Annotated in this window: 10 protein-coding genes and 1 pseudogene; 2 read left to right on the top strand and 9 right to left on the bottom strand. The window is 71.1% G+C overall.

Features of this window, described 5'->3' with window-relative positions; translation table 11 throughout:
• Positions 1 to 102: 102 nt before the first annotated feature.
• Positions 103 to 1,716 (bottom strand): von Willebrand factor type A domain-containing protein, encoded by a 1,614-nt coding sequence (locus OG700_RS26800; protein ID WP_405617815.1) that lies wholly within the window; start codon positions 1,714 to 1,716, stop codon positions 103 to 105.
• 368 nt (positions 1,717 to 2,084) lie between these two features.
• On the opposite strand from OG700_RS26800, the gene OG700_RS26795 reads away from it, so the two are divergent.
• On the top strand, positions 2,085 to 2,915 hold the full coding sequence (locus OG700_RS26795) for a DNA-binding response regulator (protein WP_405617813.1): 831 nt from the start codon (positions 2,085 to 2,087) through the stop codon (positions 2,913 to 2,915).
• A 113-nt stretch (positions 2,916 to 3,028) separates the two neighbouring features.
• Here OG700_RS26795 and OG700_RS26790 read toward each other — a convergent pair whose 3' ends face one another.
• Positions 3,029 to 3,904, bottom strand: coding sequence for an ABC transporter permease (locus tag OG700_RS26790; RefSeq protein ID WP_405617811.1), 876 nt, complete (start codon positions 3,902 to 3,904; stop codon positions 3,029 to 3,031).
• Positions 3,901 to 6,549, bottom strand: coding sequence for an alpha/beta fold hydrolase (locus OG700_RS26785; protein WP_405617809.1), 2,649 nt, complete (start codon positions 6,547 to 6,549; stop codon positions 3,901 to 3,903). The genes OG700_RS26790 and OG700_RS26785 overlap by 4 nt, the downstream gene beginning before the upstream one ends.
• A gap of 111 nt (positions 6,550 to 6,660) precedes the next feature.
• Here OG700_RS26785 and OG700_RS26780 point away from each other — a divergent pair.
• Positions 6,661 to 6,958: pseudogene (locus OG700_RS26780) on the top strand (GNAT family N-acetyltransferase); the annotation flags it as partial.
• 19 nt (positions 6,959 to 6,977) lie between these two features.
• Here the strand turns inward: OG700_RS26780 and OG700_RS26775 are convergent.
• From OG700_RS26775 to iolB, 6 genes are all read right to left on the bottom strand, one after another.
• Positions 6,978 to 7,829 carry a class I SAM-dependent methyltransferase gene (locus OG700_RS26775; protein ID WP_405617807.1) on the bottom strand — a complete coding sequence of 284 codons (852 nt, stop codon included), beginning with the start codon at positions 7,827 to 7,829 and terminating at the stop codon, positions 6,978 to 6,980.
• Between the two features lie 88 nt (positions 7,830 to 7,917).
• A complete protein-coding gene (locus tag OG700_RS26770) occupies positions 7,918 to 8,967 on the bottom strand; it encodes a S1 RNA-binding domain-containing protein (protein WP_405617805.1) in 1,050 nt (349 codons plus the stop codon).
• A 62-nt stretch (positions 8,968 to 9,029) separates the two neighbouring features.
• Positions 9,030 to 9,716, bottom strand: coding sequence for a DUF4291 domain-containing protein (locus tag OG700_RS26765; RefSeq protein ID WP_405617802.1), 687 nt, complete (start codon positions 9,714 to 9,716; stop codon positions 9,030 to 9,032).
• Positions 9,717 to 9,802: 86 nt separating this feature from the next.
• Positions 9,803 to 11,302, bottom strand: coding sequence for a CoA-acylating methylmalonate-semialdehyde dehydrogenase (locus OG700_RS26760; protein WP_405617800.1), 1,500 nt, complete (start codon positions 11,300 to 11,302; stop codon positions 9,803 to 9,805).
• 73 nt (positions 11,303 to 11,375) lie between these two features.
• A complete protein-coding gene (gene iolD / locus OG700_RS26755) occupies positions 11,376 to 13,262 on the bottom strand; it encodes a 3D-(3,5/4)-trihydroxycyclohexane-1,2-dione acylhydrolase (decyclizing) (protein WP_405617798.1) in 1,887 nt (628 codons plus the stop codon).
• Entirely contained in the window at positions 13,259 to 14,233 is a 975-nt protein-coding gene (gene iolB / locus OG700_RS26750) for a 5-deoxy-glucuronate isomerase (protein WP_405617796.1), read from the bottom strand. Before iolB ends, iolD begins: the two co-directional genes overlap by 4 nt.
• Positions 14,234 to 14,293: the final 60 nt, after the last annotated feature.

Here is a 14,293-nt window from a genome sequence, read left to right as displayed (position 1 = left end):
GTGACCTTCCGGCGGACCGCCGCACCACCCCCCTACCGCCGATGACTTGACCCGCGACAGGCCCTCACAGCCACCCCGGTTCGGCCCCGGATCAGCCCTCGGTCACTCCCGGACGCGGCCCGCCTGATCGATCGCCTCCGCCAGCTTCCGCACCGATCCGTCCTCCGTCGATTCGGCCAACGCGTGTGCCCGCTCGGCCAGTTCACCGAGACCGGGAGCGCCGGGCAGGGTGCCGTCGGCTGTCGCACCGCCGCGCAGCGCCTCGGCGAAGTACGCGGCGAGGGCCGTGACCTGGAGCCGCGGCTTCGTGTCACCCCAGAGCCGGGGGTCGACCGCGCCCGCGCCGACCGACCCCGACCGCTCGCGCGGCGCCCGGGTCTCGGGGTTCAGCCAGCGCACCGTGGCCTTGGCGACTTCGCCGCTCGCGCCGGGCCGCAGCCTGACGGCGTACAGCGCCGTCACCGTGTGTCCCGGCCCGACCTCGCCGCCGTCGACCCGGTCGTCACGGAAGTCCTCGTCCGCGACGGCCCTGTTCTCGTAGCCGATCAGCCGGAACCGTTCGACCGTGTCGCGGTCGAACGCCACCTGAGCCTTGGCGTCCCTGGCGCGCAGTTCGACGTTCATGGGGAGCTGATCGACGAAGACCTTCCTGGCCTGTTCCCTGTCGGAGACATACGTCGTGTGTCCGTCGCCCTTGTCTGCCAGCTGTTCCATCAGGGTGTCGCCGTAGTCGCTTCCGACACCGACACCGACGCCGAAGAGGGTGATCCCGTGCTCGGTACGCGCGTCCGCGACGCGTTCGAGGATCCCGTCCGCCTGCGTCTCGCCGGTGTTGGCCAGCGCGTCCGACAGCAGGACGACCCGGTTGGCCGCGCCGCTCCTGCGGCCGTCGACGGCCTCGTCGTAGCCCGCCTCGACGCCCGCCCCGACGTTGGTCGAGTCGGACGGTTCCAGCTCCTCGATCACGTCGTGGATCCGGGAGCGGCTGTCGGCGACACGGGTCATCGGCAGCCGGGTCTCGGCCTCGCCGCTGAAGGTGACCAGGGCGATCGAGTCGTCGCCGCGCAGCTCGTCCGTAAGGATGCCGAGTGATTCCTTGACGAGGTCGAGGCGGCCGGACTCGGCCATGGAGCCGGAGATGTCGATCACGAACGTGAGTGCGGCCGGCGGGCGTTCACCTCCGTGGTCGGCCTGGCGGGTGGCGAGCCCGACGCGCAGGAGGGACCAGTCGTCGTCCGCGCCGGGCGCCGCGGCACCGTCCATCGTGACGGAGAAGCCGTCTCCCTCGGGCCGTTCGTAGTCCTGGCGGAAGCTGTTGACGAACTCCTCGGGCCGTACGGTGCCGGGATCCGGCCGCCGTCCCTCACCGAGGGTGCGGAGCGCGTATCCGTAGGAGGCGGTGTCCACATCCAGGGCGAAGGTCGACAGAAGGTCCGGCTCCGGCGCGAACTCCCCCGCCCGCCCCTTGTCGCGCTGACCCTGTTCGCCGTCCCGCCGCCCTTCCCGCCCTTCGCCCTGCTCGACGCCGTCGGCCGACCCCGTGGCACCCGAGCCCGCGGTGGACCCCGAGCCGCTGCCGGGCTCGCCCGCGCCGGCCGGTCTGTCGGCCGCCTTGCTCATGTCCCCCTCGACGCCGCCGGAGCAGCCGGTGAGCAGCAGGGCGCCCGCCAGCAACGCGGCCACCGCCACTCGATACGTCCTCGTGCGGAGCCTCATCACGGTCCCCCAGGAATCGTCAACACGTGTGCATGCGACGTCCGGGACGGCCGGCGGGACCGGCACGGGAGGTTGCGGATGAATCTCAATGCCGCAACGGGCCAAGGGAGTTGCCCGTCGCCGCCCGCTCTTCGCGCCCGCGCCGCGTGAACTCGTTCGCCGCCCGGCGCCGTTGATGCGCGATTCGACTCGTTTGGCATGGAGTCGCCACTCCCTGAACTGGCACTTGTCACGGTGTGCAGTCTCGTGAGTACATGGAGTGGCGTACGGCTCCGAGGGGATGGCGGGGGTGGTCAGCCGTGGCACATGTTCCGGGCTCTGTACTCGACAGGTCGGCCCTGCCGAGAAGCGCACTGCGGGGGGACGCGGTGGAGACTCTCCGACCGGCCGGCCGATCGGTCCGCGGCGCCCATCAGGTGGCCGCCGCGTTGGCGGCGCTCGTCCGTTCCGCGCGTCACGAGCTGCTGACGTTCGACGATCCGGGCCGTTCCCTGGGGAGGGGTCTGCCACCGCCGTTCCTGGAGTTCGCCACCGCGTGCGTCCGCGCGGCCGCGGAACGGGCGGACCCGGAGGCGCCACCCGACGCGGGGGACGACCCGTGTCCCGGCGTGGGGTCCGACGCCGGGATCGCTCCGCTGCCCGCCGTTCCGCTCACGGTCCGCCGGATCGTGCCGCGCCGGGGCCTGGAGGGGCTGCCGTACGCGCTGCGGGTGCTTGCCCGCGGCGCACGGCAGACGGAGTCGATCCCGTTCAAGATGGTCCTCGTGGACCGTACGACGGCCGCGCTCCCCCTCGACTTCGATCTCCATTTCAACGGGGTGCTGTTGATCAGGGACCCTGTCGTCGTCGGGGCTCTGGTCCGTATCCATCAGCACTGGTGGGACCACGGGGAGGAGTTTCCCGTAGAGCCGGATCCACCGGCGCGTCCACCGGCGGGCTCACCGAGGGACCCGTCCGACCCGGCACCGGTCGCCGTGGGGGCGGATCCCGGGGCCGGTTCCCGGGCGGGTGTCCTTCCCTCTCAGTTACGGCCCGTGCTCGATGCCATGTTGTGCGGACTCACCGACGAGGCGGCGGCTGCACGGCTCGGCATGTCACCCCGTACGTACAGCAGACGGGTCGGCGAGCTGCTCACCGCCCTCGGCACGACGAGCCGCTTCCGCGCGGGGGCGGAAGCGGCTCGTCGGGGCTGGGTATGAACGCGACGCGGGGGCCGGCTCACGGCGTCGGGCCACCCGCTCGATTCGGCCGCCCGACCCGACCACCCGCTCGACAGCTCGCTTCAGTGCGGCTCGGCTCAGTGCCGCTCGGCTCAGCTCACGATGTCCTTGCGGGAGAAGTTCCTGAACGCGAGCGCGAAGAGCACCAAGGCGTACGTCACCGAGATCGCCGAGCCCTTCAGCATGCCGCTCCACTCCAACTGGGGCTGGAGCGCGTCCGCCCAGGCGAACTGCCAGTGCGCGGGCAGGAAGTCCCGCCACGTCCCCAGCGCCGTCACCTGGTCCAGGACATTGCCGATGATCGTCAGTCCGACCGCGCCGCCGACCGCGCCGAGCGGGGCGTCGGTCTTCGTGGAGAGCCAGAACGCGAGGCCCGCCGTGACCAGTTGGGAGACGAAGATGAACGCGACCACGATCGCGAGGCGCGGCACGGTGTCGGCCGTGCCCAGCGACCCTCCGGTGGGCAGCTCCAGCGGCCCCCAGCCGTAGGCGGCCGTGCCCGCCGCCAGCGCGACGACCGGCAGCATCACCATCGCCGCCAGGCTCATGGCGAGCGCCACCGCCAGCTTGCTCCACAGCAGGCGGGCGCGCGGCACGGGCGCGGCGAGCAGATAGCGCAGGGAGGACCAGCTCGCCTCGGAGGCCACGGTGTCCCCGCAGAACAGCGCGACGGGTACGACCAGCAGGAAACCCGCCGAGACGAAGAGGCAGGTGGCGGCGAAGTTGGCCCCGGACGAGGTCGCGGTGTCCATCAGGTTCAGCCGACTGCCGCCACCGCCACCGCCGTTCTCGTCGGCTCCCGGTGTCCCGCCGATGGCGAAGGCCACGATCAGCACGAACGGCAGGACGGCGAGCACCCCGCCCATCGCCATCGTCCGCCTGCGCTTGAGCTGTCGTACGAGTTCGACACGGAGCGGGAGGGTGCGGCCCGCCCGGTAGCCCGGAGCCGATTCGGTCAGCGCGCTCATGCGGAGGCTCCTGAGATGAGAGTGAGGAAGGCGTCCTCCAGGCGGCGGTGCGGTCCGACGCCGGTCAGCGTCACATCCATCCGGATGAGCTCGGTGACCAGGGTGTTGGTGTCGGCCCCGTCGAGCCGTACGAGCAGTCCCTCGTCCGTACGGATCGCGGATCCGATCCCGGCCATCGCGGCGATCTTGTCCATGACCGGATCGGGCACCTGTCCTTCCGTGGTGACGAGCACGGTGTCGCCGGAGCCGGTGATCTCGGCGACCGGGCCGGCCTGGACGAGCCGGCCGCGGTCCATGACCACCAGGTGCGTACAGGTCTGTTCGACCTCGGAGAGGAGGTGGCTGGAGACGATGACGGTCCGGCCGTCGGCCGCGTAGCGGATCATCACGTCACGCATCTCGCGGATCTGCGGCGGGTCGAGGCCGTTGGTCGGCTCGTCAAGGATGAGGAGGTCCGGCAGGCCGAGCATGGCCTGCGCGATCGCGAGGCGCTGCCGCATGCCCTGCGAGTAGGTGCGCACCGCGCGGGCGAGGGCGTCGCCGAGCCCGGCGATCTCCAGGGCCTCCTCGATGTGCGAGTCCTCTGCGGGGCGGCCGGTGGCCCGCCAGTACAGCTCCAGATTCTCCCGCCCGGACAGGTGCGGCAGGAATCCGGCGCCTTCGACGAAGGATCCGACGTGCGACAGCACGGGTGCGCCGGGCCTGATGGAGTGCCCGAAGACCCGGATGTCTCCGGCGTCGGGGGTGATGAGGCCCATGAGCATGCGCAGGGTCGTCGTCTTGCCCGCGCCGTTCGGACCGAGGAGCCCGAGCACCTGGCCCTTCTCGACCCGGAAGGAGAGATCCCGTACGGCATAGCGGTCGGCGGACTTGGCGTAGCGCTTCGACAGGTCCGTGATCTGGAGGGGGACGTGGGCCAGTTCCGGATCGGGCGCCGGCGCGCTGACCCGGCGGCGCGCGGTGAGCAGCAGCGCGGCGGCGATCAGCGCGCCTGCCAGTGGCAGGCCCCAGACCCACCAGGCGAGGGTGGGCGCGGCGGTGGTGAGGGCGGGCGCCGTGGGTACGGACAGGCCGCCGTCCAGGGTGACGGTGTAGGTGGCGGGTGCGGCGGGTGAGGCGTAGGCGAGGTCGGTCGCGGCGAAGACGACACGTAGCCGGTGCCCGGCCTCCACCTTGTGGTCGATGGCCGGCAGTGTCAGGTCGACGGTCCTGCCGTCGCCCGCCTTGACTCCCTCGACCCTGATCGGGGCGACGAGTTGTGAGGGCAGTACCTGTTGGCGGCCGTCCGGGCCCACGTCGTAGACCTTGCCGAAGAGCACGGCGTCGTCGCTGTCGGCCTTGACGTTGACACGGACGGTCGGTGAGCCGGTCACCTGGAGCGACGTGTCGAGCGGCCGGGAGTCGAAGCGAGCGAACTGGCCGGGGAAGTCGAGGGCGAGGCCCATACCGAACGAGGACAGCTGGGACAGTCCGCTGCCGAGGCCCGGCACGGTGGAGATGGCGGGCGGGCTCGCGCCGGCGGGATTGTCGAACGACTGCTCGCGCCCGGTCAGCGGGATGTTGGCTATCCCGCTCCGCAGGCCCGGATAGCTGTCGCTGCTGGCCCCCCTCAACAGCGCCCGACCGTCGGTGGAGTCGACTCCTCCGGTCCGGCTGACGCGGAACGCGGGCCCGGTGTCGACGCCCGTGTCCTTCTTGAGGTAGTGGTCGAACCAGGAGGAGATACGGCTCTCGACGCGACCGGTCTCGGCGTTCCCGCCGTCGTGGCCGCCCGCCATCCAGTCGACGGCGACAGGCGCGCCGTTGGCCTTGATCGTCTTCGCCATGGCGTCGGACTGGCCGAGCGGGAACAGGGAGTCGGTCTGGCCCTGGATGATCAGCGAGGGCACCTTGATGCGGTCACCGATCGCGGACGGGCTGCGCTCCGCGAGGAGTTCCCCGGCCGCCGCGTCGGGCTTCCCGGCGACGGCGACCCGGTCGTACATCTCGCAGAGCTGCTTCTCGAAGGTGTCGCAGCCACCGCCGGTGGAGAAGAAGATCCCGGCCCAGAGCTTCTTGAAGACGCCGTCGGGGAAGAGCGAGTCGGCGAGATTCCAGTAGGTGATCACGGGCGCGATCGCGTCGACGCGCGGGTCGTAGCCGGCGCCGAGCAGGGAGATGGCTCCTCCGTAGGAGGCTCCGCTCATGCCGACGCGTGGGTCGCCGTCGGCGTCGAGCTGGACCTCGGGACGCTCGGCGAGCCAGTCGATCATCCGCGAGACGTCCTTGACCTCGTGGGCCGGGTCGTTGAGTCCGATCTTGCCGGTGGACTTGCCGAACCCTCGTGCCGACCAGGTCAGTACGGCGTATCCGTCGCGTGCGAGCTTCTCGGCCTGCGCCCGTACGTCGTTCTTGCTGCCGCCGAAACCGTGGCCGAGCAGGACGGCGGGCCTGCGCCCTTCATCGCCGCCGTCACCGGCGGTGAAGTACGAGGTGTCGATCCGGGCGCCGGGCATCTCCATCGTCTGGTCGTCTCGCTGCACGGTGGGCGCGCTGTCCGAGGCGACGGCGGTCCAGGTGCCGGCGCCGACGAGCACGGCGGCGGCGGCCACGCCCGCGAGCCATCGTTTGCGCAGCCGTGGCCGTCGGGGGGTTGGGATCTCCATGCTTGAACCCTAAACGGCCCTTCGCACCGCCCGCGCTGACACCAGTCGGAACTCACCAGCCTCCTTGAGGAGTACGGGGGAGCGTCGCCGTACACCAGGCGTGGTACGCGGCCCCCGGAGGCCCGGCCGGAGTGGGCGGAGCGCTTTCTCGCCGCTCCGGGTCATCTGATGCTGATCGCCCATGTCGAAGGCGTCCCGGCCGAATCTGTCTCCGGTATCGAGATGCCGCATCCGGACAAAGGCGTCGAGATGTGTCTGTACGAGCTGTCCGTGGACGAGTCGTACCGCCGGCGCGGCATCGGGCGCGCGCTGGACGAGGCCCCCAGGTATCGCCCGCGAGCGCGGCTGCCACGACATGTGGGACGAAGGCCGATTCGCCATGCCGACCTGGGAGTTCCCGAACTCGTAGACCATGCGGAATGCCCTGCTCAGGGGCGCTCGGCGGTGACGAGCCACAGGCGGCTGGTCAGCCGTACGCCCTGCCGGGTCTCGAAGGCGTGGAACGCTTCCGTGGCGGCGTCGTGCGCCCGCGTACGCGTCCGCTCGTCGGCCTCCGCCAGGGCCAGCCAGTGTTGCAGAGGCCCCCACCCCATCAGGAAGGCCGAGGCTTCGGAGGCGTCCCTGCCCCAGTGCTGGGTCAGTGCCAGTGCCCGCAGACCGATGCCTTTGAAGCCCGCCTCGCTCAGCACCCGCTCGGTGTGCGCGGGGTCCGCGAAGGAGGTCGGCTGGTGTCTGCTGTCCTCGTGGAGGGCGGGCAGCGTGACCTGGGTGCCGATCGCCGCGAAGATCACCGCCTGGTCCATCAGGCTGAACGACTGTGGGCAGACGAAGGCGAGCCGCCCACCGGGCCGTAACGCCCGTCCGATGTTGCGGAACGCGGCGGCGGGATCGGCGAAGAACATCACCCCCAAGCGGCTCACGGCGATGTCGAAGGACGCCTCCTCGAAGGCGTGCACCTGTGCGTCGCCCCGCACGAACGTGACGTCCTCGACCTCCTCCGCCACCGCGGACTCCCTGGCCCGCGCCAGCATCGGGGCCGACAGGTCGATCCCGACGGCCCGAGCCCCACGGCGTGCCGCGAGCCGCGTGACCCGTCCGTTCCCACACCCGATGTCGAGGAGCCGGTCACCTTCCTTTATGCCCGCCGCTTCCAGCAGCGGGGCATTGGCCGCGTCGTTCAGATGGTCGTACCGATCCTGGTGCTCCGCCCAGTGCCTGCCCTCGTAGCCGTTCCACGCCGCGGCCTGGGCTGAATTCACCATGTCCGTCATGCCTTCCATACTGCCGCTCCTCCCGTCTTGCGCCCATAGCGTGGCGAGAACTCGACGCGCTCGGCGCGCCTGTTTCGCGGCGACGGTCGCGGAGGGGTCAGCCGGCCTCGCCGGTGGCGGAAGCCCGCACAGGCGCCAGCAGGATCCGGCGGGTCGTGGGGTCGACCGCGGTGATCCGCACCGTGAGCGGGTCGCCGACGCGGGCGGTGTCCCCGGCCGGTTCGGACGCCGGCACCAATCCTTCGAATCCGTCGTCCCGTTCCTCGATACGGACGAAGACACCAAAGGCTTCGATGCGCGTGACCCGACCGGTGACTGTCTCGCCCACGCGCTCGGCGAGCCGCGGCAGCGGATCCTCCTGAAGTGCCTTGAGCGACAGCGACACCCGTTCGCGGGTCGGATCGATGTCCAGGATCTCGGCGGTGACCTCCTGCCCGACAGCGAGGATGTCGGAGGGGTGGCCGACGCGCCTCCAGGACACCTCGGGAATGTTGATCATCGCGGTGAACCCGCCGATGTCCACGAAGGTGACGCCGAAGTCGGCGATCACGACGACGGTGCCGGTGACGACCTGACCCCGGCGCAGCGTCCTGAGGAAGGCCCAGTCGCGATCGCTCCGCGTCTGTTCGGTCCACCGTCGGGCCCGTAGGACATCGTCACTGTCGGGCAGGACGGCCGTCATCAGCGGGTGCCGCTCGTCGACGTACCTGGACAGAGCGGTCGCGGCGCGGGCGCCGGCGACGAGCGTGGCCAGCTCCGCGGATTCGCACCCGTCCGCGACGACGCCGGTGATCCTCCCTTCGCCGTCCTCCCATACGAGTTCGACCGGCCCTTCCTCCGGAAGGGCGGCGAGAACGGCCGCGACATCGGTGGACAGGCCCGGCCAGACCGTCAGTTGGGCGCGCGGGGCGAGCCGGCCGCGCACCACGTCGATGAGTCCGTCGTCCAGCCGGTGCCAGCGGGCGCCGTTGTCGACGTGGTTCTCCTCCAGCAGCCCGGCCCATCCCGTCGCCACGCACCAGGACAGCCGCTCCCAGAAGAGATCGTCGGCGGGCCGCTGCTCGCCGGGCCCGTGATCGCTGACCACGTCTTCGGTGCCGGTGCGGGCGCCCCGCTCGTCGCGGTCGGTGGGGTCGTACCTGGTCACGCGGTACACGAAGGGAAGCCCGTGCCGGCCGGGCACCCCAGCCCCTTCGGGGCGGACGGGGCTCACGGGCACAGGTGCCCCAGCAACTCTCCGTCGGCCTCGGCCGGATAGGGCGTCTCCACGGGCAGCAGCCCTTCCGCGGCTGCCAGTTCACGGTCCCGTACGAGCCCGTGCACCCGACGCGCCAACGGCGTCACATCCCGAACGGAAACGATCCACTCGTCGGCGTACCGCCGCGCGGCCTCCCCGGAGAGCCCGAGCTGAAGCGACCGGTACGGCAACGCCCCCAGCCGCAGATCACGTTCCGGATCCCACTGGACGCGGGCCGGACTCCGCTTCAGCTCCCGCTGCCACGTGGCCCGATCGGGGTGCACGTCCGGGTCGTAGTGCGACAGACAGGCGTGCCGCAGCGCCCACTCGAAACCCTCTCGGGTGATCTCGACCGCCAGGACGGTCTCCTGCCCCTCCTTCGTGCCCCAGCCGCAGCGATACATCATCCAGAGAAAGGAGGGCTTGATCCATGTCATCCTGCCGCGCTTCCAGGTGCTCGGAAAGCGTCCGTCGCGGGCGGCGGGAAGACCGATCGACGGCGGGTACGCCTGGTAGACGGTGATCGTCGAGGCGGTGTGGAGCGCGCGGACGCGGTACTTGGGTTCCGGCGGCTCTGCCGTAGGCGGAGTCCGGGGTGTCTGGTGTATCTCGGGTGTCTGATGTATCTGGGGTGTCTGGGGAGTTGTCGCTTCCGGCATGGGAACAGCGTGCTGCGGCGACGCCCGGGCGGCCACCTATTTAGTGAGGCGCCCGAGGTCTGCGTGCCAGGCGCCGCCGTTCGCGCTCAGTCGTTGCGAGGGAAGCCCAGGTCCACGCCCGACGGGGCGTCCGCCGGGTCCGGCCAGCGGGTCGTGGTGACCTTGCCGCGCGTGTAGAAGTGCACGCCGTCGTTGCCGTAGATGTGGTGGTCGCCGAAGAGCGAGTCCTTCCACCCTCCGAAGGAGTGGTAGCCCACCGGCACCGGCACCGGCACGTTCACGCCGACCATGCCCGCCTCGATCTCCAGTTGGAAGCGGCGGGCCGCGCCGCCGTCGCGGGTGAAGATCGCCGTGCCGTTGCCGTAGGGCGAGGCGTTCATGAGGGCGACGCCGTCGTCGTACGTCTCCACGCGCAGCACGCACAGCACCGGTCCGAAGATCTCGTCGCGGTAGGCGTCGGAGTCGGTCGAGACGTGGTCGAGGAGTGACAGGCCGATCCAGTGGCCGTCCTCGTAGCCGTCGACGCGCAGGCCGGTGCCGTCGAGGACGACTTCGGCGCCCTGCGCGGCGGCGCCCGTCACGTACGTGGCGACCTTGTCGCGGTGGGCCGCCGTGATGAGCGGGCCCATCTCGGAGGCCGGGTCGGCGCCGGGGCCGATCTTGATCTTCTCGGCGCGTTCGCGGATCTTCTGTACGAGTTCGTCACCGATGGCGCCCACCGCGACGACCGCCGAGATCGCCATGCAGCGCTCGCCCGCGGAGCCGTACGCCGCCGAGACGGCCGCGTCCGCCGCAGCGTCCAGGTCGGCGTCCGGAAGGACCAGCATGTGGTTCTTGGCGCCGCCGAGGGCCTGGACGCGCTTGCCGTTGGCTGACGCCGTCGCGTGGATGTATCGGGCGATCGGCGTGGAGCCGACGAAGGAGACCGCCGCGACGTCCGGGTGGGCGAGGAGCGAGTCGACGGCCACCTTGTCGCCGTGGACGACGTTGAGCACGCCGTCCGGGAGCCCCGCCTCGGTCGCCAGCTCGGCGAGCAGATTCGCCGCCGAGGGGTCCTTCTCGCTCGGCTTCAGTACGAAGGTGTTGCCGCAGGCGATGGCCAGCGGGAACATCCACATCGGGACCATCGCCGGGAAGTTGAACGGGGTGATGCCTGCGACGACGCCCAGCGGCTGCCTGATCGAGGAGACGTCGACCCGGTTGGAGACCTGTGTCGACAGTTCGCCCTTGAGCTGAGTGGTGATCCCGCAGGCCAGCTCGACGATCTCCAGCCCGCGTGCGACCTCGCCGAGGGCGTCGGAGTGGACCTTGCCGTGCTCGGCGGTGATCAGCGCGGCGATCTCGTCACGGTGCGCGTCGAGCAGTGCGCGGTAGCTGAACAGGATGCCGGTGCGCTTGGCCAGGGAGGACGTGCCCCAGGTGCCGTACGCGGCCTTCGCCGCCGTGACGGCCGCGTCCACCTCCTCCGCGGAGGCCAGCGCGACCTGCGTGGTGACCGCACCGGTCGCCGGGTCGGTGACCGGGCCCCAGTTGCCCGACGCGCCCTCGACGGTCTTGCCACCGATCCAGTGGTTGACGGTCTTCATTACGTCTCCTTCGAGTCCATCGGCGCGGGCGGCGCGCCCCGGGGTGGCGGTGCCGGAAAGGCGGTGCGGTGCGTCAGAGGTGGCGGCGGCGGGCCGCTGCTCTCCGGTCGTACTCCTCACGTGCCGTGACCGCGGACGCGCGGGTCGCCGTCTCGGCCACAGGAACATCCCACCACGCCTGGGCGGGAGGCGCGCCCGACACAGTGTCTGCCGTTTCGGTCTCCGCGTAGACACATGTGGGGACGTCGGACTCACGCGCGGCGGCGAGGGCTTCGCGCAGGTCACGGATGGTTTTGGCGCGGATGACGCGCATCCCGAGCGAGGCCGCGTTGGCGGCGAGGTCGACGGGCAGCGGGTCCCCCGTGTACGTCGGCGAGCCGATCGTGTCGGCCTCGCGGTAGCGGTACGCCGTGCCGAACCGTTCCGCGCCGACGGACTCGGAGAGACCGCCGATCGACGCGTAGCCGTGGTTCTGGAGGATCACCAGCTTCAGTGGGAGGCGTTCCTGGACGGCGGTGACGATCTCGGTGGGATTCATCAGATACGTGCCGTCACCGACGAGCGCCCAGACGGGGCGGCCCGGGTCGGCCAGCATCACGCCGATGGCGGCCGGGATCTCGTAACCCATGCACGAGTAGCCGTACTCGACGTGGTACTGGTCGCGGGAGCGGGACCGCCACAGTTTGTGCAGGTCGCCGGGGAGCGATCCGGCCGCGTTGATGACGATGTCGTCTTCGGTCACGAGTGCGTCGAGCAGGCCGAGAACCTGCGGCTGGGTGGGCCGCAGGAGGTCTTCCGAGGTGTCGAAAGCGGCGTCGACGCGGTGCTCCCAGCGCTCCTTGTCGTCGGCGTACTCGGTGGCGTAGGCGGCGTCGACGCGGTGGCCGGTGAGGGCGGCGGTGAGTTCTTCCAGGGCGGTGCGGGCGTCGGCGACGAGCGGGGAGGCGGCGAGCTTGTGGGCGTCGAAGCCGGTGACGTTGATGTTGAGGAAGCGGACGGACGGGTTCGCGAAGAGCGTCGCCGACGCCGTGGAGAAGTCGGACCAGCGGGTGCCGACGCCGATCACCAGGTCGGCGGTGCGGGCCAGTTCGTCGGCGGTGGCGGTGCCGGTGTGGCCGATGCCGCCGACGTCCGCCGGGTGGTCGTGGCGCAGGGAGCCCTTGCCTGCCTGGGTGGAGGCGACGGGGATGCCGGTCGCCGTCGCCAGGGCGGCCAGCGCGTCCTCGGCGGCGCTGTGGTGGACACCGCCGCCCGCGACGAGGAGCGGACGGCGGGCCGCCCGGACGGCCTGGGCGGCGTCGGAGAGTTCGTACGGATCGGGACCCTGCCTGCGGACCCGCCAGACGCGCTCGGCGAAGAACTCCTGCGGCCAGTCGTACGCCTCCGCCTGGACGTCCTGCGGCAGGGCGAGGGTCACCGCGCCCGTCTCGGCGGGATCGGTGAGCACCCGCATGGCGGCGAGCGCGGCCGGGACGAGCGCCTCGGGCCGCGAGACGCGGTCGAAGTACTTCGACACGGGCCGCAGCGCGTCGTTGACGGAGATGTCGCCCGCGTGGGGCACTTCGAGCTGCTGGAGGACGGGGTCGGCCGGGTGCGTCGCGAAGATGTCGCCGGGGAGCAGCAGGACGGGCAGCCGGTTGACGGTGGCGAGGGCGGCGCCCGTGACGAGGTTGGTGGCGCCGGGGCCGATGGAGGTGGTCACGGCGTGTGTGGACAGGCGGTTGCTCTGGCGGGCGTAGCCGACGGCGGCGTGCACCATGGCCTGTTCGCTGCGTCCTTGGAAGTACGGCATCTCCGGGCCGGCCTGGACGAGCGCCTGGCCGATGCCCGCCACGTTCCCGTGGCCGAAGATGCCCCAGGTGGCGTCGATCAGCCGACGGCGGTTGCCGTCGCGTTCGGTGTACTGGCGGGACAGGAAGGCGATCAGTGCCTGGGCCACGGTGAGGCGGCGCGTACTCATCGGTGGGTCTCCTTGTCCTCGTCCTCATAAGGAGGCTGGCTCGGCGGCCCCTGTGACGGCCGCGGCCCGGGCGCTTCGTACATCGGCAGTCGGGGATCGACCGGCCGGCCGGGCCAGGTGTCGCGGATCCAGCCGTGGTCGGGGTGGTCGCGGATCAGCCACTGTCTGGTCGCGCCCGGTCCGGCCATCACGTTGAGGTAGTACATGGCGCGGCCCGGTGCGGCGATGGAGGGGCCGTGCCAGCCGTCGGGGATGAGGACGGTGTCGCCGGTGCGGACCTCGGCGAGGATGTCGGTACCGCCGGGCCTGGAGGGCGAGACGCGGTGGTAGCCGAGGCCGCCGTCCTCGATCTCGAAGTAGTAGATCTCCTCCAGCTCGGACTCGACGCCGGGGTGGTCCTCGTCGTGCTTGTGCGGCGGGTACGACGACCAGTTGCCGCCGGGCGTGAGGACTTCGACGGCGATCAGCCGGTCGCAGTCGAAGGTGTCGGCGGCGGCGAAGTTGTTGACCTGGCGGGAGCAGTTGCCACTGCCCCGCAGTTCGACCGGAACCTCCGGTGCGGAGCCGTAGCGAGCGGGGAGTCGTCGCTCGCACTTCGCTCCTGCCAGGGCGAAGCGGCCTCCCGCACCGGAGGCGATCTGGGCGTGGGCGTCGCGCGGAACGTACGCGAAGTCCGTGACGGAGCTGAACACGCTTTCTCTGCCCAGCAGTTCAAAGATCTCGCCTTGCGTGTGCACCGTACAACCGCCGCTGAGGGGAAGCACGATCCATTCGCTGTCCCCGCTGTCCAGCGTGTGTGTGCCGCCGGGCGGCAGGTCGAGGACGCGCAGGGCGCTGTGCAGCCAGCCCGCCCGCCGCGGTTCGATGTCGAGGGCGTACGGTCCGCTCGCCGCGCTGCCCGCGCGCACGTGCCGTTCCAGGAATTCACCGTCGGAGCCCGTGTCGGTGTCGGTGTCGGTGTCCGTCGTCATGGTCGTTCCGTATCCCTCCGCACGTCTGCCTACTCTCCCCGTGTCCCTTACAGCTGGCGC

The sequence above is a fragment of the Streptomyces sp. NBC_01508 genome (genome assembly GCF_045040315.1).
Taxonomy (GTDB): domain Bacteria; phylum Actinomycetota; class Actinomycetes; order Streptomycetales; family Streptomycetaceae; genus Streptomyces.
Note: the sequence above shows the minus strand (reverse complement) of the source record. Positions and strands in the feature narration are given on the sequence as shown.

Bases quoted from the DNA above. Each gene is read 5' to 3' on its own strand.
- OG700_RS26800 (WP_405617815.1), bottom strand. From the start codon at position 1,716: ATGAGGCTCCGCACGAGGACGTATCGAGTGGCGGTGGCCGCGTTGCTG.
- OG700_RS26790 (WP_405617811.1), bottom strand. From the start codon at position 3,904: ATGAGCGCGCTGACCGAATCGGCTCCGGGCTACCGGGCGGGCCGCACC.
- OG700_RS26785 (WP_405617809.1), bottom strand. From the start codon at position 6,549: ATGGAGATCCCAACCCCCCGACGGCCACGGCTGCGCAAACGATGGCTC.
- OG700_RS26775 (WP_405617807.1), bottom strand. From the start codon at position 7,829: ATGGAAGGCATGACGGACATGGTGAATTCAGCCCAGGCCGCGGCGTGG.
- OG700_RS26765 (WP_405617802.1), bottom strand. From the start codon at position 9,716: ATGCCGGAAGCGACAACTCCCCAGACACCCCAGATACATCAGACACCC.
- OG700_RS26760 (WP_405617800.1), bottom strand. From the start codon at position 11,302: ATGAAGACCGTCAACCACTGGATCGGTGGCAAGACCGTCGAGGGCGCG.
- iolD (WP_405617798.1), bottom strand. From the start codon at position 13,262: ATGAGTACGCGCCGCCTCACCGTGGCCCAGGCACTGATCGCCTTCCTG.
- iolB (WP_405617796.1), bottom strand. From the start codon at position 14,233: ATGACGACGGACACCGACACCGACACCGACACGGGCTCCGACGGTGAA.